We start from the raw sequence: 20805 nt of genomic DNA on the forward strand, positions 1-20805 counted from the left end.
CCTAGAAATAGGTCGTGACGGCGGCGTCGAGCGCGTCGCGCATGTCGGGGTCGTCGGTGATCGGCCTCACCAGCGCCATCTGGCAGGCGGCGACCGGTTCGATGCCCTGCGCCATCAGCGAGCCCGCATGGATCAGCATCCGGGTGGAAATGCCCTCGTCCAGGCCGTGGCCCTTGAGGTTGCGGGCGCGCTCGGCGATCGAGACCAGCTTGCCGGCGTCTTCGGCCGGGACGCCGGATTCGTGGGCGACGATCTCGACCTCGACATCGTGCTCGGGATAGCTGAAATCCAGCGCGCCGAAGCGTTGCTTGGTGGACTGCTTGAGGTCCTTCATCAGGCTCTGGTAGCCGGGGTTGTAGCTGATCACGAGGTGGAAATCCTCGTGCGCGCGCAGGAGTTCCCCCTTCTTTTCAAGGGGCAGGACGCGGCGATTGTCGGTCAGCGGGTGGATCACCACGGTGGTGTCCTGGCGCGCCTCGACGATCTCGTCGAGATAGCAGATCGCGCCGTTCCGCGCGGCGAAGGTCAGCGGGCCGTCCTGCCAGCGCGTGCCGTCGGCATCCAGGAGGTAGCGGCCGACGATGTCGGAGGCGGTCATGTCCTCGTTGCAGGCGACGGTCACCAGCGGCTTGCCCAGCTTCCAGGCCATGTGCTCGACGAAGCGGGTCTTGCCGCAGCCCGTGGGGCCCTTCAGCATCACCGGCATCTTGGCGGCATAGGCCGCCTCGAACATCTCGACCTCGTCGGTCACCGCCCGGTAATAGGGCTCGTCCGTCACGCGGTACTGTTCGACGGTATCCTTCATCGCTCGCCTCCCGATTGGTGGCCCGCCGGGCGCGCCGGCGGGCCGCAGCCTCAGACCGGGTTGCCCCGGATCACGACCATGTTGGCGCCCTGGCTCTGGGTGTAGTTGTTGTACCCGATCAGGCGGACATGGTTGCCGGGATTGGCCTCGGCGCAGGCCTTGATCTCGGCCAGGATCGCATCGACATCGGTTTCCCCGAACATCGGCAGCTTCCACATGTACCAGTAGTTGGAGGTGGCATGCTCGGGCTCGGTATGCTCGATGGCCGGGTTCCAGCCATGTTTCACGATCCATTCCACCTGCTTGCGGATCTGCGCGTCATCCATCTCGGGCAGGTAGGAAAAGGTGCCCATCTTGCGGCTGGCCGGGTCGGACAGGCGCGAGTTGTAGTCCTGAACGCTCATGTTTCTCTCTCCCTAAGCGATTAGCGGTGCTGGGTGTCCAGCTTGTCGACGGTATCGAACTCGAACTTGATCTCTTTCCACGTCTCCATGGCGATCTTGAGTTCCGGCGAGTGCTTGGCGGCCTCGGTGAGGATCTCCTTGCCCTCCTTTTCGAGCTCGCGGCCCTCGTTGCGGGCCTGCACGCAGGCCTCCAACGCGACCCGGTTCGCCGCGGCGCCGGCCGCGTTGCCCCAGGGGTGGCCCAGCGTGCCTCCGCCGAATTGCAGCACCGAGTCGTTGCCGAAGATCGAGACCAGCGCCGGCATGTGCCACACATGGATACCGCCCGAGGCCACCGGGAACACGCCCGGCATCCCGCCCCAGTCCTGGTCGAAGAAGATCCCGCGCGAGCGGTCTTCCTTGACGTAGCGGTCGCGCATCAGGTCGATCCATCCCAGCGTCGCCTCGCGGTCGCCTTCCAGCTTGCCGACGACGGTGCCCGAATGCAGGTGGTCGCCGCCCAACAGGCGCAAGAGCTTGGTCAGGACGCGGAAGTTGATGCCGTGATTGGGGTTGCGGTCCATCACCGCGTGCATCGCGCGGTGGACGTGGAGAAGAAGGCCGTTGTCGCGGCACCACTTGGACAGCGAATTGTGCGCGGCCCAGCCCAAAGTCAGGTAGTCCGACATGATGATCGGCGTCCCCAGCTCCTTGGCGAACTCGGCGCGCTTGTACATCTCCTCGACGGTGGGCGCGGTCACGTTCATGTAGTGGCCCTTGCGCTCGCCGGTCTCGGCCTCGGCCTTGTCGATGGCCTCCTGGCAGAACAGGAAACGGTCGCGCCAGCGCATGAAGGGCTGCGAGTTGACGTTCTCGTCGTCCTTGGTGAAATCGAGCCCGCCCCGCAGGCATTCATAGACCGCCCGGCCGTAGTTCTTGGCCGAAAGCCCCAGCTTGGGCTTGATGGTGCAGCCCAGCAGCGGGCGGCCGTACTTGTCCATCTTGTCGCGCTCGACATTGATGCCGTGGGGCGGGCCAAAGCAGGACATCACGAACCACAGCGGGAAGCGCACGTCCTCCAGCCGCAGCGAGCGCACGGCCTTGAACCCGAACACGTTGCCGACGAGCGAGGTGAAGACGTTGACGACCGAGCCTTCCTCGAACAGGTCCATCGGGTAGGCGATGAAGGCGTAGAACGCCTCGTCCGAGCCGGGCACGTCCTCGATCGCGTAGGCGCGGCCCTTGTAGTAGTCGAGATCGGTCAGAAGGTCGGTCCAGACCGTCGTCCAGGTGCCGGTGGAGCTTTCGGCGGCGACGGCGGCGGCGGCCTCCTCGCGGTCGATGCCCGGCTGCGGGATCACCTTGAACACGGCCAGGACGTCGCTGTCCTTCACCTTGTAGTCGGGTTCCCAGTAGGTGGACCGGTATTCCTTGACGCCGGCATCGTATGTCTTGGCCATGTCGCCTCCTCCGCGATTGATGCTGTCCCTCGCCCGATCCGAGTCGGGTCGGGCGCACTATGGCGCCTTGCACCACTATGCAAAACTGAATAGTTTTTATTCCTGAAATATACGATAGGTTATTATTTATGCCCGTCACGATCCGCCAGTTCCGCGTCTTCCAGGCCGTCGCCCGGCATCAGAGCTACACCGCGGCCGCCGAGGAGTTGAACCTGACCCAACCCGCGGTCTTCGCTCAGGTAAAGCAACTGGAAGAGCGGCTGGGGATGGCGCTGCTTGAACGGGTGGGCAAGCGGATGTTTCTGACCGATGCGGGCCGCGTGGTGCTGGAGGGCGCGCGCGACACGCTGGAGGGGCTGGAGCGGATGAAGATGCGGCTGGCCGACATGCGGGGGCTGCGCGAAGGGCGGCTGAAGCTCGCCATCGTCTCGACCGCGCAGTATTTCATGCCGCGGCTTCTGGGCGATTTCTGCACCGCCAATCCGGGGATCGAGGTGACGCTGACCGTCACCAACCGGCAGACCATGCTGGAGCGCCTCGCGGCAAACGAGGACGACCTCTGCGTTCTGGGCACGGTGCCCGACGGGCTCGACGTGGTCGCCACCGCGATCGCCAACAACCCGATCGTGGCCGTCGCCCGCTATGACCATCCGCTGGTGGGGCAGCGCGCCATAGCGCCCGAGCGGATCGCGCGGAAGCCCTTCATCCTGCGCGAACCCGGCTCGGGCACGCGACTGGCGGCCGAGCGGTTCTTCCGGGCCCGGGGGCTCAGCCTGCCGATGCGGATGGAACTCGGCAGCAACGAGGCGATCAAGCAGGCCGTGATCGGGGGTCTGGGGATCGCGATGCTGTCGCGCGACACGCTCGCGCTGGAGGGGCAGACCGGCGTTCTGAAGGTGCTGGACCTTTCCGGGTTTCCCTTGATGCGGCAATGGCAGGCGGCCTATCCGCGCGGCAAGCACCTCTCGGTAGCGGCGGAGGCGTTCCTCGATCATCTCGTAGCCCATGCCCGGGCGGCGGTCGAAGCCGGGCCGGAACTGCCGCCTGCCGTGCCCAAAGCGGCAGCGGGCTGAGCGGCGTCAGAAATTGATCGGAACGCCGGGCAGGTTCAGCTCGGCCATCAGGTCCCGCAATTCCTGCCGGGCGGCGATGTTCGAGATGTTCATCCCTGTCACGCCGATATCGCGCAGGTCCAGCAGCGTCAGCCCGTTCGGGAACAGTTCGCGAAAGATCACCCGTTCGGAGAACCCCGGCGCCACGCGGAACCCGATGCGGCGCGACAGGTTTTCCAGCGCCTCGCCCATCTTGCGCTTGTTGTGCATCTGCTGGGCGCCCAGCCGGTTGCGCAGCACGACCCAGTCGATCGGCTTCAGCCCCGCCTGCGCCCGCATCTGCCGGGCGTTCCAGACCATTTCGGAATAGACCGACGGGCCGAGGATCTTGCCCGTCGCCCCGTCATGGCGCGCCAGCAGATCGAAATCGATGAAACTGTCATTGAGCGGCGTGATCAGCGTGTCGGCCAGCGTGTGCGCGACCTGGCTGAGACGGGTATGCGACCCGGGACAGTCGACCAGGATGAAATCCTTGTCCCGCTCCAGCTCGGCCATAGCGGTCGACAGCCGCCGGTCATGGATGTTCTCGCCCGGCTCCAGATCGTCGGGCGACACGTCGGGCAGTTCGCGATAGTCGGGCAGCGGCAGGTCCACATCCGAGCGGTCCACATAGGCGCGCCGGTTGGCCATGTAGCGCCCGAAACTCTGCTGCCGCAGGTCGAGATCGATCGCGCCGACGCTGTGGCCCATCCGCGCCAGCGCCGTGGCGACATGCATGGAGACGGTCGATTTACCCGCCCCGCCCTTCTCGTTGCCGACGACAATGATATGCGCCACGTTCCGCCCTCGTGCTTCCGGCCCGGCCCCGTCTGCCGGCACCCGATGCTGTATATTTGCTGACCGGAACGATGAAAAGCGCCCGTTGACCGCTGGGCGCAGGACCCAAAACGCGGAACGCCGCCCGGGGGCGGCGTTCTTTCGTCTTGTCAGGCGGCGGCGCTCAGAAGCCGAGGCCCTCGTATTTCTTCTTGAACTTCGACACGCGGCCGCCGGAGTCCATCAGGCGCGACGAGCCGCCGGTCCAGGCCGGGTGCACCGATGGGTCGATGTCGAGCGACAGCGTGTCGCCCTCGGCCCCGTAGCAGGACTTCATCTGAACGACGGTGCCGTCGGTCAGCTTGACGTCGATCAGGTGATAGTCGGGGTGGATGTCTTTTTTCATCGGTCCGCTCCTTACGCCTGCGCGCCGGCCTTGGGCTTGTAATGGGTATCCTCGGCGATCCGGGCGGACTTGCCGCGGCGCGACCGCAGGTAGTTGAGCTTCGCGCGGCGCACACGGCCGCGGCGCACCACCTCGATATGCTCGACATTCGTCGAGTAGAGCGGGAACACCCGTTCCACGCCCTCGCCGAACGAGATCTTGCGGACGGTGAAGCTGCCGGCGATGCCCTCGCCGTTCTTGCGGCTGATGCAGACGCCCTCGAAGTTCTGCACGCGGGTGCGGGTTCCTTCCGTCACCTTGTAGCCCACGCGGACGGTGTCGCCCGGCTTGAAATCCGGGATCTTCTTGCCGAGCTCGGCGATCTGCTCGGCCTCCAGTTGCGCGATCAGGTCCATCGCGGTTCTCCATCTCTGCTCGCGGTTCGTCCCGCGAAGGTGGTGCGGCCCTCAGAGCTCTCGGTCTCCGTCCGGGTCCCTACCATGCGCTGCACAGTAAGCCCGCCAGAGGTCAGGGCGGCGTTCCTTTGTCAGCCTCTCGGCCTCGGCCCTCCGCCAGTCGGCGATCTTCGCGTGATGGCCCGACAGGAGAATGTCGGGGATCGCGCGGCCTTTCCAGACGGCGGGCCGTGTGTACTGGGGATGTTCAAGCAGGCCCTCGGAAAAGGATTCCTCCTCGGTGGATGCCTGATTCCCGAGTACGCGGGGTATAAGGCGGACGCTTGCGTCGATCAAGGCCTGAGCGGCGATCTCGCCCCCCGTCAGGACGAAATCGCCCAGCGATACCTCCTCGACGGCGTAGTCTTCGATCACGCGCTGGTCGAGCCCCTCGAACCGGCCGCAGATCAGGGTAAGGCCCTCGGCCTGCGCGAAACGGCGGGCCATCGCTTGCGTGAAGGGCTTGCCGCGCGGCGAGAGGTAGACGATCGGCCAGCGGGTGCGGTCAGGCGGCGTTCCGATGGCGGCCTGGTCGAGCGCGGCGCCCATAACGTCGGGGCGCAGCACCATGCCGGCGCCACCGCCCGCGGGCGTATCGTCCACGTTCTTGTGCCGCCCCTCGCCGAAGGGACGCAGATCGATCGTCTCCAGCGCCCAGAGCCCTTGGTCCAGCGCCCTGCCCGTCAGCGACAGGCCCAGCACCCCTGGAAACGCCTCGGGAAACAGGGTGACGATGCGCGCGGTCCAGGTGCCCTTCAGCCGCGGCCGTTCGTCTATCAGGTCGCGCGGCTGCAGGCTTGCCGAGATCGAGAGCCGCCCATGGGATTTCGGTTTCTCCGTCATGGGCGGTCTCTAGCCGGAAACGGCCCGGCGCGGAAGCCTCAGCGCTGGCGCGCCGCGACCGCCACGCCGGCGAGCCCCGCAGCCGAGATCGCCACCGACAGCCAGGCCGGAAGCGGCAACAGCGGACCGCCCAGCAGGTAGGCCGGACCGTAGCCAACGAGGTAGACGAGGTTCACCCAGATCAGCTGGTTCAGAACCACCATGGGCAGCGCCTGGCCCAGCGTCTTGCCCTGGGCCGCGCGATTGGCCTGCGCTTCGGGATTCAGGACGTTCGCGGCCGTGGCCAGCGCCGCGATCACGACGACGACCCAGAAGGGCTGCTGCGCGGCGCCGGCGACAAGCGCCCCGGCCATCAGGATCGCGGTGGAGATTTGCAGGAGCGAATTCGGCATGTCTGTCCTCTGAGGGATGATGACGCAGGTCTAGGGAAACAGCCCGTCGGGCGGGTCCGCAATGAGTCGGCCGGCCGCAAGATCGACGGTCGGCACGCAGGTCTCGGTGAAAGGCAGAAGCACGGTGGATTTCAGGCCCGGCCCGTGAACTTCCAGAAGGTCGCCCGCCCCGTGATCGTGCACGGCGCGGACGCGGCCGAGAACCTGGCCGCCGGTATCAACCACCGCCAGCCCGATCAGGTCGGCGTGGTAGAATTCGTCCTCGGCCAGGTCGGGCAGCTTCGCCCGCGGGGCGTAAAGCCGGGTACCGCGCAACGCGTCGGCCGCCTCCTTCGAGGTCACGCCGGACAGGCGCGCGGCAAAGCCACCCTTGACCGGGCGGCCCAGCGTCACCTCGAACCGGCGGCCACCATCTTCGGTGCTCAGCGGGCCATACCCGGCGATGGCCGTGGGCTCGGCACAGAAGCTCTTCAGGCGCACCTCGCCGCGGACCCCGAAGGACCCGGCGATCGCACCCACGCAGACCCGCGCCTCGCTCATCCCCGCCTCATCGCTTCGCCCCGATGCACAGCCCCCGCGCATCCACCTGTCCGCCGGCGTCCAGGCAGCGCCCGGACTGGATCGACCGTTCGAGCGTCATGCCCAGCCAGACGCCGCCGAAGAGGAACAGGATCGCGAAGAGCCGCAGCATTGCGCGCGCCGATTACTCGGCCTGGGCCTCTTCCGCCGGGGCCTCGGCCTCGGCGGCCTTCGCGGCCCGCTCCTCGGCGCGTTCCTTGGCCTTCGCGCCCGGTTCGGCCTTCTTGGGGTTGTTGCGCTGCTTCTTGTCCAGAACGCCGGCAGCCTCGAGCATGCGCGACACGCGGTCGGTGGGCTTGGCGCCCTGGCCGATCCAGTGGGTCACCCGCTCCATGTTCATCTTGACGCGATCCTCGCTGTCCTTGGGCAGAAGCGGGTTGTAGGTGCCCAGCTTCTCGATGAAGCGGCCGTCGCGGGGCATGCGGCTGTCGGCCACCACGATGCTGTAATGGGGCCGCTTCTTGGAGCCGCCGCGGGCGAGACGAAGTTTCAGTGCCATGTCAGTTTCTCCTGTTCGTTGGCGTGTCGGCAATATGCCTATTGCTGGTGTTTCCGGTGATGCTGGATCACTTCCTGGATGATGAAGGCCAGGAATTTCTTGGCGAATTCCGGGTCGAGATCGGCCTCGGAGGCGAGGGTCTCGAGCCGGGCGATCTGGCGCTCCTCGCGCGCGGGGTCCGAGGGCGGCAGGCCGTGCATGGCCTTCAGCCGGCCCACGGCCTGGGTGTGCTTGAACCGCTCGCCCAGCGTATAGACGAGGATCGCGTCCAGCCGGTCGATGCTGTCGCGGTGCTCCCTGAGCAGGTCCGCGGCGCGTTGGGCGTCGTCAGTCAAGGGGCACTCCTTTGCTCTTGAAAAGCGGATCGGAATAGCATCGGATTTCCATCTGAATTCCATCGGACAATTGGCCCGATTTCAGCCGCGCAGGCGACGGGTGGCGATAGACCACGTCGTGGCTGTCGATGGTCTCGGCGGCGGCGTCCAGTTCGGCGCCCAGGCGTTCGCACAGCCGTACCGAGGACAGGTTCTTGGGGTCGACATAGGTGACCGCCGTCTGCCAGCCGAGTTCGTCGTAGCACCAGCCGCGCACCGCATGCACCGCCTCCAGCGCGATGCCGCGCCCCTCGACGCGGGGCCAGATCACCCAGGCGATCTCGCGTTCCGGCCAGCCCTTGGGATACCAGCCGCCCGCCATGCCCAGCGTCGCATCGGTCTCGCGGTCGTGGATCATCCACATGCCGAAGCCGTGGATCTGCCAGTGCCCGATCTCGGCGGCATAAAGCATCCAGCTTTCGTATTCGGACAGCGGCCCGCCCATGAAGCGCGCGCGGTAGCTGGTGAAGGTCGCCTCGAAATTCGGGTAGTCCTCGGGCGCCGGGCCGCACAGGACCAGCCGCTCGGTCTCCAGCACGGGGATCGCGGTATGGGCCATCAGCGCACCGCCTCCGGGCCGGGGTGGCGGTAGACGAGGCAGGGCTCGTCGAAGGGGTGCGGCACGGCGGGGTCGATCTCGCAGCCCAGCCGCCCGGCCAGCGCGCGGGACCGCGCGTTGTCGGGATGGATGTAGCTGATCGCCGTGGTCCAGCCGAGCACGCGATAGGCGTGGTCGCGACAGGCCAGCGCGGCCTCGCGGGCGAGCCCCTGCCCCTCGGCGCCGCCGTAGAGAATCCAGCCGATCTCGGGTTCGGCCCAGCCTTCGGGGAAATGCGGCCCGATCGTGCCGATCGCTGCGTCCGACCCCCGCCGGGTGACCGTGAACATGCCGAAGCCGCGCATCGCCCAATGGCCCCAGCGCGCCGCAAACCCGCGCCAGGCCTCGCGCCGCGACCACGGACCGCCGACGAAACGCGCCCGGTCGGACGTGGCGAAGGCGGCGTGCGCCTCCCAGTCCTCGGGCCGCGGGCCGCGCAGGACCAGCCGCTCGGTTTCCAGAACGGGGAACGCGATCTCGAGGGTCGTCGGATCGGCTATGCGGGCCGCGTCGGTCACTTCTTCTTGCCGAGCCCGCCCATGCCGCCAAGACCCGGCGGCAGGTCCATGCCGCCGCCCATGCCGGGCGGCATGCCGCCGCCGGGCATGCCCATCTTGCGCGCGGCATCCTCCAGCGCCTTCTGGTCCATGTTGCCCATGTCGGGCATGCCGCCCTTGCCGAACATGCCGCCCATCGCCTTTTTCAGCATGGCGCGGCCGCCCTTCTTGCCGAGCTTCTTCATCATGTCCGACATCTGCCGGTGCATCTTGAGCAGCTTGTTGAGTTCCGGCACCTCCAGCCCGGCCCCCTTGGCGATGCGCTTCTTGCGGCTGGCCTGGAGGATCTGCGGGTTGGCGCGTTCCTTCTTGGTCATCGAGTTGATGAGCGCGATCTGGCGGCGCAGGACGGAATCGTCGAAGCCCGCATCCTCCATCTGCTTGGACATCTTGCCCATGCCGGGCATCATGCCCATGATGCCTTCCATGCCGCCCATCTTGAGCATCTGTTCCAGCTGCATCTTCAGGTCGTTCATGTTGAACTGACCCTTCTGGAAGCGCTTCATCATGCGCTCGGCCTGTTCGGCCTCGATGGTCTGCTGGGCCTTTTCCACCAGCGAAACGATGTCGCCCATGCCGAGGATGCGGTTCGCGATCCGCTCGGGATGGAACTCCTCCATCGCGTCGAGCTTTTCGCCCAGGCCGACATACTTGATCGGCTTGCCGGTGACCGCGCGCATCGACAGCGCCGCACCGCCCCGGCCGTCGCCGTCCATCCGGGTGAGGATCACGCCCGAGATGCCGATCCGGTCGTCGAAATTCTCGGCCGTGTGCACCGCGTCCTGGCCGGTCAGCCCGTCGACCACCAGCAGCGTCTCGCGCGGGTTGGCGACGTCGCGCACCGCCTCGACCTCGGCCATCAGCTCTTCGTCGATGGAAAGCCGGCCGGCGGTGTCCAGCATGTAGACGTCATAGCCGCCCATCGCCGCCTGCTGCTTGGCGCGCCTGGCGATGTCGACGGGCTTCTGCCCCGGCACGATGGGGAGGGTGTCCACCTCGATCTGGCGGCCGAGGATGGCGAGCTGTTCCATCGCCGCGGGCCGGTTGACGTCCAGCGAGGCCATGAGCACCCGCTTGCCGTTCACGTCCTTCAGCCGTTTGGCGAGTTTCGCGGTGGTCGTCGTCTTGCCGCCGCCCTGCAGGCCCACCATCAGGATCGGCGCGGGCGGGTTGTCGATCTTCAGCGCGCCGGGCTCGCCGTCGCCGGTCAGCACGTTGACCAGTTCGTCATGGACGATCTTGACGACCTGCTGGCCCGGCGTGACCGATTTCGTCACCTCCTGCCCGGTCGCCTTTTCCTGCACCGACTTGACGAAGCTGCGCGCGACGGGGAGCGAGACGTCCGCCTCCAGGAGTGCCACGCGCACCTCGCGCAGCGCGGTCTTGACGTCGTCCTCGCTCAGCGCCCCCTGCTTGGTCAGCCGGTCGAAGACGCCGGACAGGCGATCTGAAAGACTTTCGAACATGGGCGCTGCCCTCCGTCGACCGTTGCACCTGCCCCCGAATGTGGGTGGGGACGCCTGATTTGTCAGCGCCAAAGGCGCCAAACGCGTTTCGCCCCCGTGGGCGAAACCTCGCTGACGGGGGGCGATCCCGGGTCTGACCCCGGGACCGGAAGGCGCGGGACCGTTCCGGATATCGGCGCGGCTTAAGCCACGGATGGGCGCAGGAGTCAAGCGTGCCCGCACGACCGGCGGACGGGCACGCGCCGGAGGTCAGGCGGCGCGGGGCAGCGCGTCGACCGCGCGATGCGCGGCCTCGACCGAGGCGTCGCCCGCGACGGCCAGGCGGTCGGCCCCGATCACGGTGACGTCGGTCAGGCCGAGGAATGCCAGCACATGGCGCAGGTGGGTCGAGGCGAAGTCGATCTCGGAGCCGAGCGCGGTGCCGCCCGAGGCGGCCGCGACGATCACGCGCCGGTCGCCCAGAAGGCCTTCGGGCCCGTCCTCGGTATAGCGGAAGCTCACCCCCGCCCGCGCCACGAGGTCGATCCACGCCTTGAGCACAGCGGGCAGCCCGAAATTGTAGACCGGCAGGCCGATCACCACGGTGTCGGCGGCCCTGAGGTCGGCGATCAGGTCGTCCGAGAGCGCGAGTTCGGCGCGCTGGGCGTCGGTCCGCTCGGCCTCGGGGGTGAAATTCGCGCCGATCCAGTCGGCGCTCAGCAACGGCAGGCCGTCGGCCAGGTCGCGGGTCACGACATTCGTTGCGTCATCGGCAAGATGCGCGACGATGTGGTCGGTCAGCGCGCGCGAGACCGAGCCCTCGCGGCGGGCCGAGCTGTCGATGCGCAGGATGGTCTGGGGCATGGGAAATCTCCGTGGTGCAAATCCTCATGGGAAAATGGCCCTTGCGGCAGCGAACACAATTTCCCAGAATCAACATCGGATGTGAGGTGACGCACAGATGAATCTGGAGAACTGGGACGAGGTGCGCACCGCCTATCACGTGGCCCGGCTGGGCACGGTGAGCGGTGCGGCAGAGGCGTTGGGCGTGCATCACGCGACCGTGATCCGCCATGTCGACGCGCTGGAGACCCGCCTCGGGGTCAAGCTGTTCCAGCGCCACGCGCGCGGCTACACCCCCACCGAGGCGGGCGAGGACCTGCTGCAGGTGGCCCAGGTCACCGCCGAGCAGTTCGGCCAGCTTGCCGGGCGCCTGCGCGGCCACGGGTCGGCGATGACCGGCGAGTTGGCGGTGACGACGGTTGACTCGCTGACACCGCTTCTGGTGCCGGCACTCGCCCGGTTCCAGTCCGACCATCCCGACCTGTCCGTGCGCCTGATGGCGGACCAACGCCTCTACCGCCTCGAATACGGCGAGGCGCATGTGGCGGTGCGGGCCGGCACCCGGCCGGACGAGCCCGACAACATCGTGCAACAGCTTTATGTCCAGCGCTGTGCGCTGTTCGCCCATCGCGCCTATGTCGCGGCACACGGGCCGCTGGGCGACGATCTCTCGGCGCATCGCTTCGTCGGGCCGACCGACGAGACGCATCGCGCGCCGTTCAACCGCTGGCTCCACGCCAACGTTCCGGCCGGGCGGATCACGTTCCGCGCGGGCGACGGGCGGGCGGCCGTCGAGGCGGTGCAGGCGGGGGCCGGGATCGGCTTCGTTCCGGTATGGCGCGCGCGCGAGTTGCCCGACCTGGTCGAAATGCGCCCGCCCCGGCCCGACTGGGACGTGACCGTCTGGCTCGTGACCCATGTGGACCTGCACCGCACGGCCAAGGTGCAGGCGCTGACCGCGGCGCTCAAGTCGGCGGCGCAGGACTGGCCGTGAGCCTGTCCGAGGCCGCGCGCGGCCATCTTGCGATGCTGACCTTTTCGGCGCTGGTCGCCGGGTCTTTCAGCTTCGGCAAGACCATCGCCAACGCGATCGACCCGGTGGCGCTGACGGCGCTGCGCTTCGCGCTGGCGGGCGTGGTGATCGGGGCGGCCGCCGCGCTGGGCCCGGGCCTCGGGCTGCACCGCTTTCGCGCGCCGTGGCGGTTCGGGGTGCTCGGCGCGCTCTTCGCCAGCTATTTCGTGCTGATGTTCGAGGCGCTGAAGACGGCGCCCCCGGTCTCGACCGCGGCGATCTTCACGCTGACGCCGCTGATGTCGGCGGGGTTCGGCTGGCTGCTTCTGCGCCAGCGGACCACCGCGCGGATGGGGCTGGCGCTGGCCATCGGGGCCACGGGCGCGCTGTGGGTGGTGTTTCGCGGCGACCCGGCGGCGCTGATCGCGCTGGATATCGGGCGGGGGGAGGCGATCTTCTTCGTCGCCGCCGCCTGCCACGCCGCCTACACGCCGCTGGTGCGCAAGTTCAACCGCGGCGAACCCGCGGTCGTCTTCATCTTCGGGATGATGATGGCCGCGCTGCTGCTGCTGGGGCTGTATGGCTGGCCCGCGATCGGCGCGACCGACTGGGCGGCGCTGCCGGCGCGGGTGTGGTGGGTGACGCTTTACCTGGCGATCTTCGCCAGCGCGGCGACCTTCGTGCTGCTGCAATACGCGGCGCTGCGGCTGCCCTCGGCCAAGGTGATGGCCTACACCTACCTGACGCCGAGCTGGGTGATCGGCTGGGAGATCGTGCTGGGCAACGGTGCGCCGCGCGGCCTGGTGCTGGGCGGAATCGCGCTGACGGGGGTGGCGCTCGGGCTGTTGCTGAAGGACGAGGGCTAGGGGCGCGGGCTTGGCGGCGTCTCCGCCAGCTCGACCTCCAGGAACCGCTCGAACGCATCGAGATTCACGGCTTCGAACTGGCCGAAGCCCTGCATCCAGATCGAGGCGTCGCGCAGCGCGTCGGGTTCGAGCTTGCACCACTTGACCCGGCCGCGCTTTTCCTGGCTGATCAGGCCCGCCCGGCCCAGGATCGCCAGATGCTTGGAAACCGCGGCGAGCGACATGTCGAACGGCTCGGCCACGTCGGTCACCGCCATGTCGTCCTCAAGGAGCATCGCCAGGATCGCGCGCCGCGTCGGATCGGCCAGCGCCGCGAAGACGGTATCGAGTTGGTCGTCCATGGCGGCAGCATTGGGCGCGGGCAGGCCGTTCGTCAACCGTTCGGTTGAATATGGAGGAGGTCGCGCCGGCACCAATGCGGCGATGCAGCACGATATAAAATCTTTTTATATCAATACCTTGCTGCCACCTCAAGCCGCTTGACTCCGACACCCCCCCTCTCTACGTTCTCGGCGACTGTCCGAAGGGGCGCTCGCGATGATCGATCCGGAAGAACGGGAGCGGCTGGAGCGGCTCGAAGCCCGGATCAAGGCCCTCAAGAAGGCCGAGGCCGGGGAGCCAGCGACGCGCCACCAGGACGAGCATTATTCCCAGGCCCACCTTGCCTGGCGGATGGTGATCGAGCTTGTCGCCGGTCTGGGGATCGGCTTCGGCATCGGGTATACGCTGGACCTCTGGCTGGGGACCATGCCGATCTTCCTGGTGCTGTTCATATTGCTGGGCCTCGCCGCCGGCATCCGCGTGATGCTGCGCTCGGCGCAGGAGGTGCAGCGGCAACAGGCGGCCCAGGCGGCCGAGGACGAGAAGAGGGATTGAACGTGGCGAGCGAAGAAGCGACCGGCGGCCTCCAGATCCACCCGATGGACCAGTTCATCATCACGCCCCTCTTCGGCGGCGACACCGTGCACTGGTACACCCCCACCAACGCGACGCTCTGGATGGGGCTTGCGGTGCTCTGCGTGGTCGGGCTTCTGGTGATCGGCACCCGCGGGCGCGCCATCGTGCCCTCGCGGATGCAGTCGATCGCCGAGCTGGCCTACGGCTTCGTCTACAAGATGGTCGAGGACATCGCGGGCAAGGACGGCCTGAAGTACTTCCCCTACATCATGACGCTGTTCATGTTCATCGTCTTCGCCAACTTCCTCGGGCTGATCCCGACCGCGTTCACCACGACCTCGCATATCGCGGTGACGGCGACCATGGCGCTGGCGGTGTTCTTCGCCGTCACCATCCTGGGCTTCGTCAAGCATGGCGCGGGCTTCCTGCGGCTGTTCTGGATCGAGCAGGCACCGCTGGCCCTGCGCCCGATCCTGGCGATCATCGAGGTGATTTCCTACTTCGTGCGGCCGGTCAGCCACTCGATCCGACTTGCCGGCAACATGATGGCCGGCCACGCTGTGATCAAAGTGTTCGCGGGCTTCGCCGGCGTGCTGGGCATCGGTGCGGTTTTCCCGCTGGCCGCGATCACCGCCGTCTACGCGCTGGAGACGCTGGTCTCGTTCATCCAGGCCTACGTCTTCGCGATCCTCACCTGCGTCTATCTGCGCGATGCGCTGCATCCGCACCACTGACGCAATCCGACATCTGCCAATTCCAACGTAAGGAGTAATCGACATGGAAGGCGATATCGTTCAAATGGGCGCCTACATCGGGGCCGGTCTTGCATGCACCGGCATGGGCGGCGCCGCCGTCGGTGTGGGCCACGTGGTCGGCAACTACATCTCGGGCGCGCTGCGCAACCCCTCGGCGGCCGCCTCGCAGACCGCCACCATGTTCATCGGTATCGCGTTCGCCGAAGCGCTGGGGATCTTCTCGTTCCTCGTCGCGCTGCTGCTGATGTTCGCCGTCTAAGACGCCCTCAAGTTCCGATCCTTACGGCCGGGTGGGGCGTGACAACACGCGCCCACCCGGTGTAATTCCGGGTTCCAGGGGGACGCCATGGCAACAGAAACGAATGTCGCGGAAGGCGCCGCGCACGGCGGGGGCGAAGCGGTCGGCATGCCGCAGCTCGACTTCTCGACCTTCCCGAACCAGATCTTCTGGCTCGTCGTCACGCTTTTCGTGATCTACTTCGTGCTGTCGCGCATCGCGCTGCCGCGCATCGGCGCGGTCCTGGCCGAGCGGCAGGGCACGATCTCGAACGACATCGCCGCGGCCGAAGAATACAAGCTCAAGGCCAAGGAGGCCGAGAAGGCCTATGAAAAGGCGCTGGCCGATGCCCGCGCCGAGGCGCAGCGGATCGTCGCCGAGACCAAGGCCGAGATCCGGGCCGACCTCGACGCCGCCACCGCCAAGGCTGATGCGGAAATCGCCGCGCGCTCGGCCGAGGCCGAGAAGCAGATCGCCGAGATCCGGGCGAACGCGATGGAAAACGTGACCGAAGTGGCCCGCGCGACCGCCGCCGACGTGGTCGAGGCGATGGGCTTCAAGGCCGAGGCCCCGACCGTCACCGCGGCGGTCGACGCCAAGCTGAAAGGATAGTCCGGGATGAAGAGACTCACGCTCGCGCTGATCCTTGCGGCCGGCCCCGCCTTCGCCGCCAGCGGCCCGTTCTTCTCGCTGTTCAACACCGATTTCGTGGTGCTGATCTCGTTCCTCGCCTTCGTGGCGATCCTCGTCTACCTCAAGGTACCGGGGAAGCTGGCGGGCATGCTCGACAAGCGGGCCGAGGGCATCCAGCGCGAGCTGGACGAGGCCCGCGCGCTCCGCGAGGAGGCGCAGACGGTCCTTGCCACCTACGAGCGCAAGCAGAAGGAAGTGCAGGAACAGGCCGAACGCATCGTCGAGACCGCCCGGTCCGAAGCCGAGGCCGCCGCGGCCAAGGCCAAGGACGACCTCAAGGTCGCGATCGAACGCCGGCTGGCCGCTGCCGACGAGCAGATCGAATCCGCCAAGGCCGGCGCGGTCAAGGAAGTGCGCGACAAGGCCATCACGGTCGCCGTGGCGGCCGCCCGCGACGTCATCGCCAAGCAGATGACCGACCAGACCGCCGACCGCCTGGTGGACGATGCCATCGGCGAGGTGCAGTCGAAGCTCAAGCTGCACTGAGCGGCGCACTCGTTCAGAAGGGCCCGGCGACACGTTCGCCGGGCCTTTTTCATGCCCGTCCGCCGCGCCGGGCTAGTCCTTGCCCAACTCGTGCTGAAGCCGCAACAGCGCGATCGACTCGTTCTTCTCGGACCGCAGGTGGTCCGACAGTGCGCCCTCGACATAGGTCAGGTGCCGTTCGACCGCGGCCCGCGCCCCCGGCCCGTCGCGCGCCTGCAGCGCATCGTTGATCGCGCGGTGCTGGTCCAGGAGCATCGCGCGGGTCGTGCGCTGGCGGAACATGATCTGGCGGTTGTAGAACACGCCCTCGCGCAACAGGTCGAACATCGCGCGCATCATGTGCAGCATCACCACGTTGTGGCTGGCCTCGATGATCGCGAGATGGAATTCCGCGTCCAGCCGCGCCTCGTCCGCCGGGTTCCGCTTGCCGTTCGCCGCCGCCATCTTGGCGAAGATCGCGTCTACCACCTGCAGGTCGGTGTCCGAGCCCAGCCGCGCCGCGCGTTCGGCCGCCAGCCCTTCCAGGTCGCGGCGGAAGGCGATGTAGTCGAAAAGCGCCTCGTCATGGGTGGCGAAGAGCCGGATCAGCGCGTCCGAGAACGCCGCGCCCAGCACCTCGGCCACGTAGATGCCGGCACCGGGGCGGCTGACCAGCAGCCCGCGCTCCTGCAACTCGGCGACGGCCTCGCGCAGCGAGGGGCGCGACACGCCCAGCTTGTCGGCCAGTTCGCGCTCCGCGGGCAGGCGTTCACCGGGCCGCAGGATGCCGCGCAGGATCAAGAGTTCGATCTGGCGCACCACGGCCGTGGCAAGGCGTTCCGGCTGGACTTTCTGAAAGGGCATGGGCCACGCTCCTGAAGTGGTCAAAAGATATGACCACTTCAGGACATTCGCAACGGAAAGCGCCGCCGCGGCCCGTCGCGGGGCGGGACCGGATCAGGCCGTGGGCCGGATGACGATCTCGACCCGGCGGTTCTGCGCCCGGCCCTCGGGCGTCAGGTTCGAAGCCACCGGCTGATCCTCGCCGCGGCCATAGGCGCGGATGCGCGACGGCGTGACGCCGGCCCCGGTCAGCACCGCGGCGACCGATCCGGCACGGCGCGAGGACAGGTCCTGGTTGTAACTGGCCGGGCCGGTGTTGTCGGTATGGCCGATCACGTCCACCGTGGTGTTCGGGTAGTCGTTCAGGCTGCGCGCCAGCACCCGCAGATCGGCCTGCAGGTCGGGGCGCACCGCGGCGCTGTCGGTGGCGAAGAGGATGCCCTGGGGCATCGTGACCACCAGTTCCGAGCCGGTGTTGACCACACGGATTTCGTCGCTGCTGAAATCGCGCTCGAGTTCGGCGGCCTGCTTGTCGAGCTGGTTGCCGATCGCGGCGCCGGCGGCCGCGCCCACGGCCGCCCCCACGAGGGCGTCGCGGGCGTCGTCGTCGCCGTCCTTGCCGATCATCATCCCGGCAAGCGCCCCGAGGCCGGCGCCGAGCGCGGCCCCTTCCTTGGTGCGCTGGCGCGGATCGTTGGTTTGGGTCGCCGGGTCGGTACAGGCGCCCAGCGCCAAACCGCCCGCGGCGAGAAGTAGAAGGGTCTTGCGTGCTCGGGTCATGTCTGCCTCATCCGTCGTCGCCGGTGTTCCGGCCACCGCCCGACTATAGGCGAGACGGCGGATCGGCGCGAGGGGGTGAGGGCGTTGGGCGGCATCCCGCCGGTCCGTCAGCCCGCCTCCGCGTCGGCCCGCGCGCCCTCCCAGGCAAGCATCGCGCGCTTGACCGGCAGACCCCAGTGATAGCCGCCCAGCGCGCCGGATTTGCGCAGGGCGCGGTGACAGGGGATCACGAAGCTGACCGGGTTGCGGCCGACCGCCGTGCCGACCGCGCGCACCGCGGTCGGATGGCCGATGGTGCGGGCGATTTCGGAATAGGTGGTGACCTGGCCCGACGGGATCGACAGCAGCGCCTCCCATACCTTGATCTGGAACGGTGCGCCGATCAGGTGCAACCGCGCCTCGCCCGTGCCCGAGAAGGGCGCCTCGACAAGCGGCGCGACGCGCACCGCATCCTCGGCGAACTCCGCCGCGGGCCAGCGCGCGGCCATGTCGTCCAGCGCCGCCGCGCGGCCCGTCTCCTCGGTGAAGGCGAGTCCGCAGAGCCCCTTGTCGGTCGCCATCGCCAGCGCGTCGCCGAACGGGCTTGGGAAAAAGCCGTAGCGGATCGTCAGGCCGGCGCCCCGGCGCGCGTAGTCCCCGGGGCTCATCGCCTCCCATGTCAGGAACAGGTCGTGCAGCCGCCCCGACCCCGACAGGCCCAGCGCCCCGGCCGCCTCGAGCGTGGTGAAGCGTTCACGCATCAGGGCGCGCGCATGACCCAGCGTCAGGTATTGCTGATACCGTTTGGGCGAGACCCCGACCCAGCGGGAGAACACCCGCTGGAAATGCGCGGGGCTCATGTTCATCTCGGCGGCCAGCCGGTCCAGCGGCAGCGCCCGGCCGCCGGCGGCATCGATCCGCTCGATGGCGCGGCGGATCACCCCGTAATGATAGCCCGTTTCCGCATCGCTCGGCATGGCGCGTCTCCTTTCCCTGCCCCGCAGGATAGGCCCCCGCCCTGCCCCGCGCGACCCGAAAGCTGCGCCAAAGGCGGCGGCCTGCACCCTTGCCCCGGACGGCGGCAGCGGGCATAGGAAAGCCATGGCCAAGCCCTTGGACTATCGGACCATCCACGAGATGTTCACCCGCTTTCACGCGGCCGAGCCCGAGCCCAGGGGCGAGCTGGAGCATGTCAACGCCTATACCCTGCTGGTGGCCGTTGCGCTGAGCGCGCAGGCGACGGATGCGGGGGTCAACAGGGCGACGCGGCCCCTGTTCGCCAAGGTCGACACGCCCGAGAAGATGCTGGCGCTCGGCGAGGAGGGGCTGACCGAGCATATCAAGACCATCGGGCTTTATCGCAACAAGGCGAAGAACGTGATGAAGCTGTCGCGCATCCTCGTCGAGGAGTATGGCGGCGCGGTGCCGTCCTCGCGCGCGGCGCTGCAATCGCTGCCGGGCGTGGGGCGCAAGACGGCGAACGTGGTGCTGAACATGTGGTGGGGCCTGCCCGCCCAGGCGGTCGACACGCATATCTTCCGTGTCGGCAACCGCACCCGCATCGCGCCCGGCAAGACGCCCGAGGCGGTGGAGCGCGCCATCGAGGACAACGTGCCCGCCGAGTTCCAGCGCCACGCCCATCACTGGCTGATCCTGCACGGCCGCTATGTCTGCAAGGCGCGAAAGCCGATGTGCCCCAATTGCCTGATCCGCGATCTCTGCCCATACGAGGACAAGACCGAATGACCAAACCCTACGACGTCGTCGGCATCGGTAACGCGATGGTCGACGTTCTGGCCCATGCCGACGAGAGTTTCCTGGACACCCACGGGGTGCAGAAGGGCATCATGCAGCTCATCGACATGGAACGCGCGGTGCAGCTTTACGGACAGATCGGCCCGGCGCAGGAGATCTCGGGCGGGTCCGCCGCGAACACCATCGCCGGCATCGCGCATCTGGGCGGGCGCACCGCCTATGTCGGCAAGGTCAAGGACGACCAGCTGGGCGGGATCTTCGCCCACGACCTGCGCGCGCAGGGCGCCGATTACGACACCGCGCCGGCCCCGACGGACACCGAGGGGGAGACCGGGCGCTGCATCGTGCTGGTCACGCCCGACGGCGAGCGGTCGATGAACACCTATCTCGGCGTGACCGAGCACCTGACGCCCGCCGATATCGACGAACGCCAGGTGGCCGGCGCGGAGTGGATCTACCTGGAGGGCTATCGCTTCGACGGGGCGGACAGCCACGAGGCCTTTGCAAAGGCGATCGGGGCGGCGAAATCGGCGGGCGGCCGGGTGTCGCTGACGCTGTCGGACCCGTTCTGCGTGGAACGCCACCGCGACGCCTTCCGCCGGATGATCCGCGAGGACGTCGATCTGCTGTTCGCCAACCGCGCCGAGATCCTGTCGATGTACGAGACGGAGGATTTCCACGAGGCGCTGAGCCGGGCGGCGGCCGAGGTCGACATCGTCGCCTGCACCGAGAGCGAGCATGGCGCGCATGTGCTGTCCGAAGGGCGGCACTGGCACGTGCCGGCGATCCCGACGAAGGTGGTGGACGCGACCGGCGCGGGCGATCTTTTCGCGGGCGCGTTCCTGTGGGGGCTGACCGCGGGGCACGATCTGGAGACCTGCGGCCGGATGGGCTGCGTCGCGGCGAGCGAGGTGATCTCCCATATCGGCGCGCGGGCCGAGGCCGACCTGGGCGCGCTGTTCCGCGAGCACGGGCTGACCTGAGGCCGGGGCGCTCC

The 20805-nt window shown here is 68.0% G+C and carries 31 protein-coding genes; 11 read left to right on the forward strand and 20 right to left on the reverse strand.

What is annotated here, in order from left to right; all coding sequences use genetic code 11:
• Position 1: 1 nt before the first annotated feature.
• The 3 genes from BUR28_RS10140 to BUR28_RS10150 are packed head-to-tail and all read right to left on the reverse strand — an operon-like array spanning position 2 to position 2648.
• Positions 2–805 carry a CbbQ/NirQ/NorQ/GpvN family protein gene (locus tag BUR28_RS10140; RefSeq protein WP_074220010.1) on the reverse strand — a complete coding sequence of 268 codons (804 nt, stop codon included), beginning with the start codon at positions 803–805 and terminating at the stop codon, positions 2–4.
• 50 nt (positions 806–855) lie between these two features.
• Positions 856–1209, reverse strand: coding sequence for a ribulose bisphosphate carboxylase small subunit (locus BUR28_RS10145; RefSeq protein WP_074220011.1), 354 nt, complete (start codon positions 1207–1209; stop codon positions 856–858).
• A gap of 20 nt (positions 1210–1229) precedes the next feature.
• Positions 1230–2648, reverse strand: a complete 1419-nt coding sequence (locus BUR28_RS10150; RefSeq protein ID WP_074220012.1) for a form I ribulose bisphosphate carboxylase large subunit — start codon at positions 2646–2648, stop codon at positions 1230–1232.
• Between the two features lie 128 nt (positions 2649–2776).
• Here BUR28_RS10150 and BUR28_RS10155 point away from each other — a divergent pair, with 128 nt between their 5' ends.
• Positions 2777–3721, forward strand: coding sequence for a LysR family transcriptional regulator (locus BUR28_RS10155; RefSeq protein ID WP_074220013.1), 945 nt, complete (start codon positions 2777–2779; stop codon positions 3719–3721).
• Positions 3722–3727: 6 nt separating this feature from the next.
• Here BUR28_RS10155 and BUR28_RS10160 read toward each other — a convergent pair whose 3' ends face one another.
• The 13 genes from BUR28_RS10160 to BUR28_RS10215 form a co-directional block, all read right to left on the reverse strand.
• Positions 3728–4537, reverse strand: a complete 810-nt coding sequence (locus BUR28_RS10160; protein ID WP_074220014.1) for a division plane positioning ATPase MipZ — start codon at positions 4535–4537, stop codon at positions 3728–3730.
• 163 nt (positions 4538–4700) lie between these two features.
• The gene (rpmE, locus tag BUR28_RS10165; RefSeq protein ID WP_074220015.1) at positions 4701–4922 is read right to left on the reverse strand and encodes a 50S ribosomal protein L31; all 222 of its coding nucleotides are present in this window, start codon (positions 4920–4922) and stop codon (positions 4701–4703) included.
• An 11-nt stretch (positions 4923–4933) separates the two neighbouring features.
• Positions 4934–5317 (reverse strand): 50S ribosomal protein L19, encoded by a 384-nt coding sequence (gene rplS, locus BUR28_RS10170; RefSeq protein WP_074220016.1) that lies wholly within the window; start codon positions 5315–5317, stop codon positions 4934–4936.
• Between the two features lie 51 nt (positions 5318–5368).
• Complete coding sequence (trmD, locus tag BUR28_RS10175; protein ID WP_083626588.1) at positions 5369–6199, reverse strand: tRNA (guanosine(37)-N1)-methyltransferase TrmD; 831 nt, start codon at positions 6197–6199, stop codon at positions 5369–5371.
• A 38-nt stretch (positions 6200–6237) separates the two neighbouring features.
• Positions 6238–6591, reverse strand: coding sequence for a hypothetical protein (locus tag BUR28_RS10180; protein WP_074220017.1), 354 nt, complete (start codon positions 6589–6591; stop codon positions 6238–6240).
• Between the two features lie 30 nt (positions 6592–6621).
• On the reverse strand, positions 6622–7131 hold the full coding sequence (gene rimM / locus BUR28_RS10185; protein WP_074220018.1) for a ribosome maturation factor RimM: 510 nt from the start codon (positions 7129–7131) through the stop codon (positions 6622–6624).
• Positions 7132–7138: 7 nt separating this feature from the next.
• Entirely contained in the window at positions 7139–7282 is a 144-nt protein-coding gene (locus tag BUR28_RS20075; protein ID WP_175566932.1) for a hypothetical protein, read from the reverse strand.
• A 12-nt stretch (positions 7283–7294) separates the two neighbouring features.
• Complete coding sequence (rpsP, locus tag BUR28_RS10190; protein ID WP_074220019.1) at positions 7295–7669, reverse strand: 30S ribosomal protein S16; 375 nt, start codon at positions 7667–7669, stop codon at positions 7295–7297.
• Between the two features lie 38 nt (positions 7670–7707).
• Positions 7708–8004, reverse strand: a complete 297-nt coding sequence (locus BUR28_RS10195) for a chorismate mutase (RefSeq protein WP_074220020.1) — start codon at positions 8002–8004, stop codon at positions 7708–7710.
• A complete protein-coding gene (locus BUR28_RS10200) occupies positions 7997–8602 on the reverse strand; it encodes a GNAT family N-acetyltransferase (protein ID WP_074220021.1) in 606 nt (201 codons plus the stop codon). Before BUR28_RS10200 ends, BUR28_RS10195 begins: the two co-directional genes overlap by 8 nt.
• A complete protein-coding gene (locus tag BUR28_RS10205) occupies positions 8602–9159 on the reverse strand; it encodes a GNAT family N-acetyltransferase (RefSeq protein ID WP_254813730.1) in 558 nt (185 codons plus the stop codon). The genes BUR28_RS10200 and BUR28_RS10205 overlap by 1 nt, the downstream gene beginning before the upstream one ends.
• Positions 9156–10664 carry a signal recognition particle protein gene (ffh, locus tag BUR28_RS10210; protein WP_074220022.1) on the reverse strand — a complete coding sequence of 503 codons (1509 nt, stop codon included), beginning with the start codon at positions 10662–10664 and terminating at the stop codon, positions 9156–9158. Before ffh ends, BUR28_RS10205 begins: the two co-directional genes overlap by 4 nt.
• A 249-nt stretch (positions 10665–10913) precedes the next feature.
• Positions 10914–11507 (reverse strand): FMN-dependent NADH-azoreductase, encoded by a 594-nt coding sequence (locus BUR28_RS10215; RefSeq protein WP_074220023.1) that lies wholly within the window; start codon positions 11505–11507, stop codon positions 10914–10916.
• 103 nt (positions 11508–11610) lie between these two features.
• Between BUR28_RS10215 and BUR28_RS10220 the strand changes: the two genes are divergently transcribed.
• On the forward strand, positions 11611–12480 hold the full coding sequence (locus tag BUR28_RS10220) for a LysR family transcriptional regulator (protein ID WP_074221598.1): 870 nt from the start codon (positions 11611–11613) through the stop codon (positions 12478–12480).
• A gap of 2 nt (positions 12481–12482) precedes the next feature.
• Positions 12483–13364: a DMT family transporter gene (locus BUR28_RS10225; protein ID WP_256370898.1), complete on the forward strand. Its 882-nt coding sequence runs from the start codon at positions 12483–12485 to the stop codon at positions 13362–13364.
• Here BUR28_RS10225 and BUR28_RS10230 read toward each other — a convergent pair.
• On the reverse strand, positions 13361–13705 hold the full coding sequence (locus BUR28_RS10230) for an ArsR/SmtB family transcription factor (protein WP_074220024.1): 345 nt from the start codon (positions 13703–13705) through the stop codon (positions 13361–13363). The two genes, BUR28_RS10225 and BUR28_RS10230, sit on opposite strands and share 4 nt — an antisense overlap.
• Here BUR28_RS10230 and BUR28_RS20080 point away from each other — a divergent pair.
• The 6 genes from BUR28_RS20080 (at position 13704) to BUR28_RS10255 (ending at position 16472) form a co-directional block, all read left to right on the forward strand.
• On the forward strand, positions 13704–13847 hold the full coding sequence (locus BUR28_RS20080) for a hypothetical protein (protein ID WP_175566933.1): 144 nt from the start codon (positions 13704–13706) through the stop codon (positions 13845–13847). The genes BUR28_RS10230 and BUR28_RS20080 overlap by 2 nt on opposite strands.
• Positions 13848–13901: 54 nt before the next feature.
• Entirely contained in the window at positions 13902–14240 is a 339-nt protein-coding gene (locus BUR28_RS10235; RefSeq protein ID WP_074220025.1) for an AtpZ/AtpI family protein, read from the forward strand.
• 2 nt (positions 14241–14242) lie between these two features.
• A complete protein-coding gene (locus tag BUR28_RS10240; protein ID WP_074220026.1) occupies positions 14243–14995 on the forward strand; it encodes a F0F1 ATP synthase subunit A in 753 nt (250 codons plus the stop codon).
• 43 nt (positions 14996–15038) lie between these two features.
• Entirely contained in the window at positions 15039–15275 is a 237-nt protein-coding gene (locus BUR28_RS10245; protein ID WP_074220027.1) for a F0F1 ATP synthase subunit C, read from the forward strand.
• 87 nt (positions 15276–15362) lie between these two features.
• The gene (locus BUR28_RS10250) at positions 15363–15905 is read left to right on the forward strand and encodes a F0F1 ATP synthase subunit B' (RefSeq protein ID WP_074220028.1); all 543 of its coding nucleotides are present in this window, start codon (positions 15363–15365) and stop codon (positions 15903–15905) included.
• Between the two features lie 6 nt (positions 15906–15911).
• A complete protein-coding gene (locus tag BUR28_RS10255; protein WP_074220029.1) occupies positions 15912–16472 on the forward strand; it encodes a F0F1 ATP synthase subunit B in 561 nt (186 codons plus the stop codon).
• A gap of 72 nt (positions 16473–16544) precedes the next feature.
• Here the strand turns inward: BUR28_RS10255 and BUR28_RS10260 are convergent, their stop codons facing one another.
• The 3 genes from BUR28_RS10260 to BUR28_RS10270 form a co-directional block, all read right to left on the reverse strand.
• Positions 16545–17315, reverse strand: a complete 771-nt coding sequence (locus BUR28_RS10260; protein ID WP_074220030.1) for a FadR/GntR family transcriptional regulator — start codon at positions 17313–17315, stop codon at positions 16545–16547.
• A gap of 93 nt (positions 17316–17408) precedes the next feature.
• A complete protein-coding gene (locus tag BUR28_RS10265) occupies positions 17409–18074 on the reverse strand; it encodes a YiaD family glycine zipper/OmpA-like lipoprotein (RefSeq protein WP_074220031.1) in 666 nt (221 codons plus the stop codon).
• 107 nt (positions 18075–18181) lie between these two features.
• Entirely contained in the window at positions 18182–19030 is an 849-nt protein-coding gene (locus BUR28_RS10270; protein ID WP_074220032.1) for a methylated-DNA--[protein]-cysteine S-methyltransferase, read from the reverse strand.
• A gap of 124 nt (positions 19031–19154) precedes the next feature.
• Here BUR28_RS10270 and nth point away from each other — a divergent pair, with 124 nt between their 5' ends.
• The gene (nth, locus tag BUR28_RS10275; RefSeq protein WP_074220033.1) at positions 19155–19799 is read left to right on the forward strand and encodes an endonuclease III; all 645 of its coding nucleotides are present in this window, start codon (positions 19155–19157) and stop codon (positions 19797–19799) included.
• On the forward strand, positions 19796–20791 hold the full coding sequence (locus BUR28_RS10280; protein ID WP_074220034.1) for an adenosine kinase: 996 nt from the start codon (positions 19796–19798) through the stop codon (positions 20789–20791). The genes nth and BUR28_RS10280 overlap by 4 nt, the downstream gene beginning before the upstream one ends.
• Positions 20792–20805: the final 14 nt, after the last annotated feature.

This window comes from Rhodovulum sp. ES.010, assembly GCF_900142935.1.
Classification (GTDB): Bacteria; Pseudomonadota; Alphaproteobacteria; order Rhodobacterales; family Rhodobacteraceae; genus Rhodovulum.

Bases quoted from the DNA above. Each gene is read 5' to 3' on its own strand.
- BUR28_RS10140 (WP_074220010.1), bottom strand. From the start codon at position 805: ATGAAGGATACCGTCGAACAGTACCGCGTGACGGACGAGCCCTATTAC.
- BUR28_RS10145 (WP_074220011.1), bottom strand. From the start codon at position 1,209: ATGAGCGTTCAGGACTACAACTCGCGCCTGTCCGACCCGGCCAGCCGC.
- BUR28_RS10150 (WP_074220012.1), bottom strand. From the start codon at position 2,648: ATGGCCAAGACATACGATGCCGGCGTCAAGGAATACCGGTCCACCTAC.
- BUR28_RS10155 (WP_074220013.1), top strand. From the start codon at position 2,777: ATGCCCGTCACGATCCGCCAGTTCCGCGTCTTCCAGGCCGTCGCCCGG.
- rpmE (WP_074220015.1), bottom strand. From the start codon at position 4,922: ATGAAAAAAGACATCCACCCCGACTATCACCTGATCGACGTCAAGCTG.
- rplS (WP_074220016.1), bottom strand. From the start codon at position 5,317: ATGGACCTGATCGCGCAACTGGAGGCCGAGCAGATCGCCGAGCTCGGC.
- trmD (WP_083626588.1), bottom strand. From the start codon at position 6,199: ATGACGGAGAAACCGAAATCCCATGGGCGGCTCTCGATCTCGGCAAGC.
- BUR28_RS10180 (WP_074220017.1), bottom strand. From the start codon at position 6,591: ATGCCGAATTCGCTCCTGCAAATCTCCACCGCGATCCTGATGGCCGGG.
- rimM (WP_074220018.1), bottom strand. From the start codon at position 7,131: ATGAGCGAGGCGCGGGTCTGCGTGGGTGCGATCGCCGGGTCCTTCGGG.
- BUR28_RS20075 (WP_175566932.1), bottom strand. From the start codon at position 7,282: ATGCTGCGGCTCTTCGCGATCCTGTTCCTCTTCGGCGGCGTCTGGCTG.
- rpsP (WP_074220019.1), bottom strand. From the start codon at position 7,669: ATGGCACTGAAACTTCGTCTCGCCCGCGGCGGCTCCAAGAAGCGGCCC.
- BUR28_RS10200 (WP_074220021.1), bottom strand. From the start codon at position 8,602: ATGGCCCATACCGCGATCCCCGTGCTGGAGACCGAGCGGCTGGTCCTG.
- ffh (WP_074220022.1), bottom strand. From the start codon at position 10,664: ATGTTCGAAAGTCTTTCAGATCGCCTGTCCGGCGTCTTCGACCGGCTG.
- BUR28_RS10215 (WP_074220023.1), bottom strand. From the start codon at position 11,507: ATGCCCCAGACCATCCTGCGCATCGACAGCTCGGCCCGCCGCGAGGGC.
- BUR28_RS20080 (WP_175566933.1), top strand. From the start codon at position 13,704: ATGGCGGCAGCATTGGGCGCGGGCAGGCCGTTCGTCAACCGTTCGGTT.
- BUR28_RS10230 (WP_074220024.1), bottom strand. From the start codon at position 13,705: ATGGACGACCAACTCGATACCGTCTTCGCGGCGCTGGCCGATCCGACG.
- BUR28_RS10235 (WP_074220025.1), top strand. From the start codon at position 13,902: ATGATCGATCCGGAAGAACGGGAGCGGCTGGAGCGGCTCGAAGCCCGG.
- BUR28_RS10245 (WP_074220027.1), top strand. From the start codon at position 15,039: ATGGAAGGCGATATCGTTCAAATGGGCGCCTACATCGGGGCCGGTCTT.
- BUR28_RS10250 (WP_074220028.1), top strand. From the start codon at position 15,363: ATGGCAACAGAAACGAATGTCGCGGAAGGCGCCGCGCACGGCGGGGGC.
- BUR28_RS10255 (WP_074220029.1), top strand. From the start codon at position 15,912: ATGAAGAGACTCACGCTCGCGCTGATCCTTGCGGCCGGCCCCGCCTTC.
- BUR28_RS10260 (WP_074220030.1), bottom strand. From the start codon at position 17,315: ATGCCCTTTCAGAAAGTCCAGCCGGAACGCCTTGCCACGGCCGTGGTG.
- BUR28_RS10265 (WP_074220031.1), bottom strand. From the start codon at position 18,074: ATGACCCGAGCACGCAAGACCCTTCTACTTCTCGCCGCGGGCGGTTTG.
- BUR28_RS10270 (WP_074220032.1), bottom strand. From the start codon at position 19,030: ATGCCGAGCGATGCGGAAACGGGCTATCATTACGGGGTGATCCGCCGC.
- nth (WP_074220033.1), top strand. From the start codon at position 19,155: ATGGCCAAGCCCTTGGACTATCGGACCATCCACGAGATGTTCACCCGC.
- BUR28_RS10280 (WP_074220034.1), top strand. From the start codon at position 19,796: ATGACCAAACCCTACGACGTCGTCGGCATCGGTAACGCGATGGTCGAC.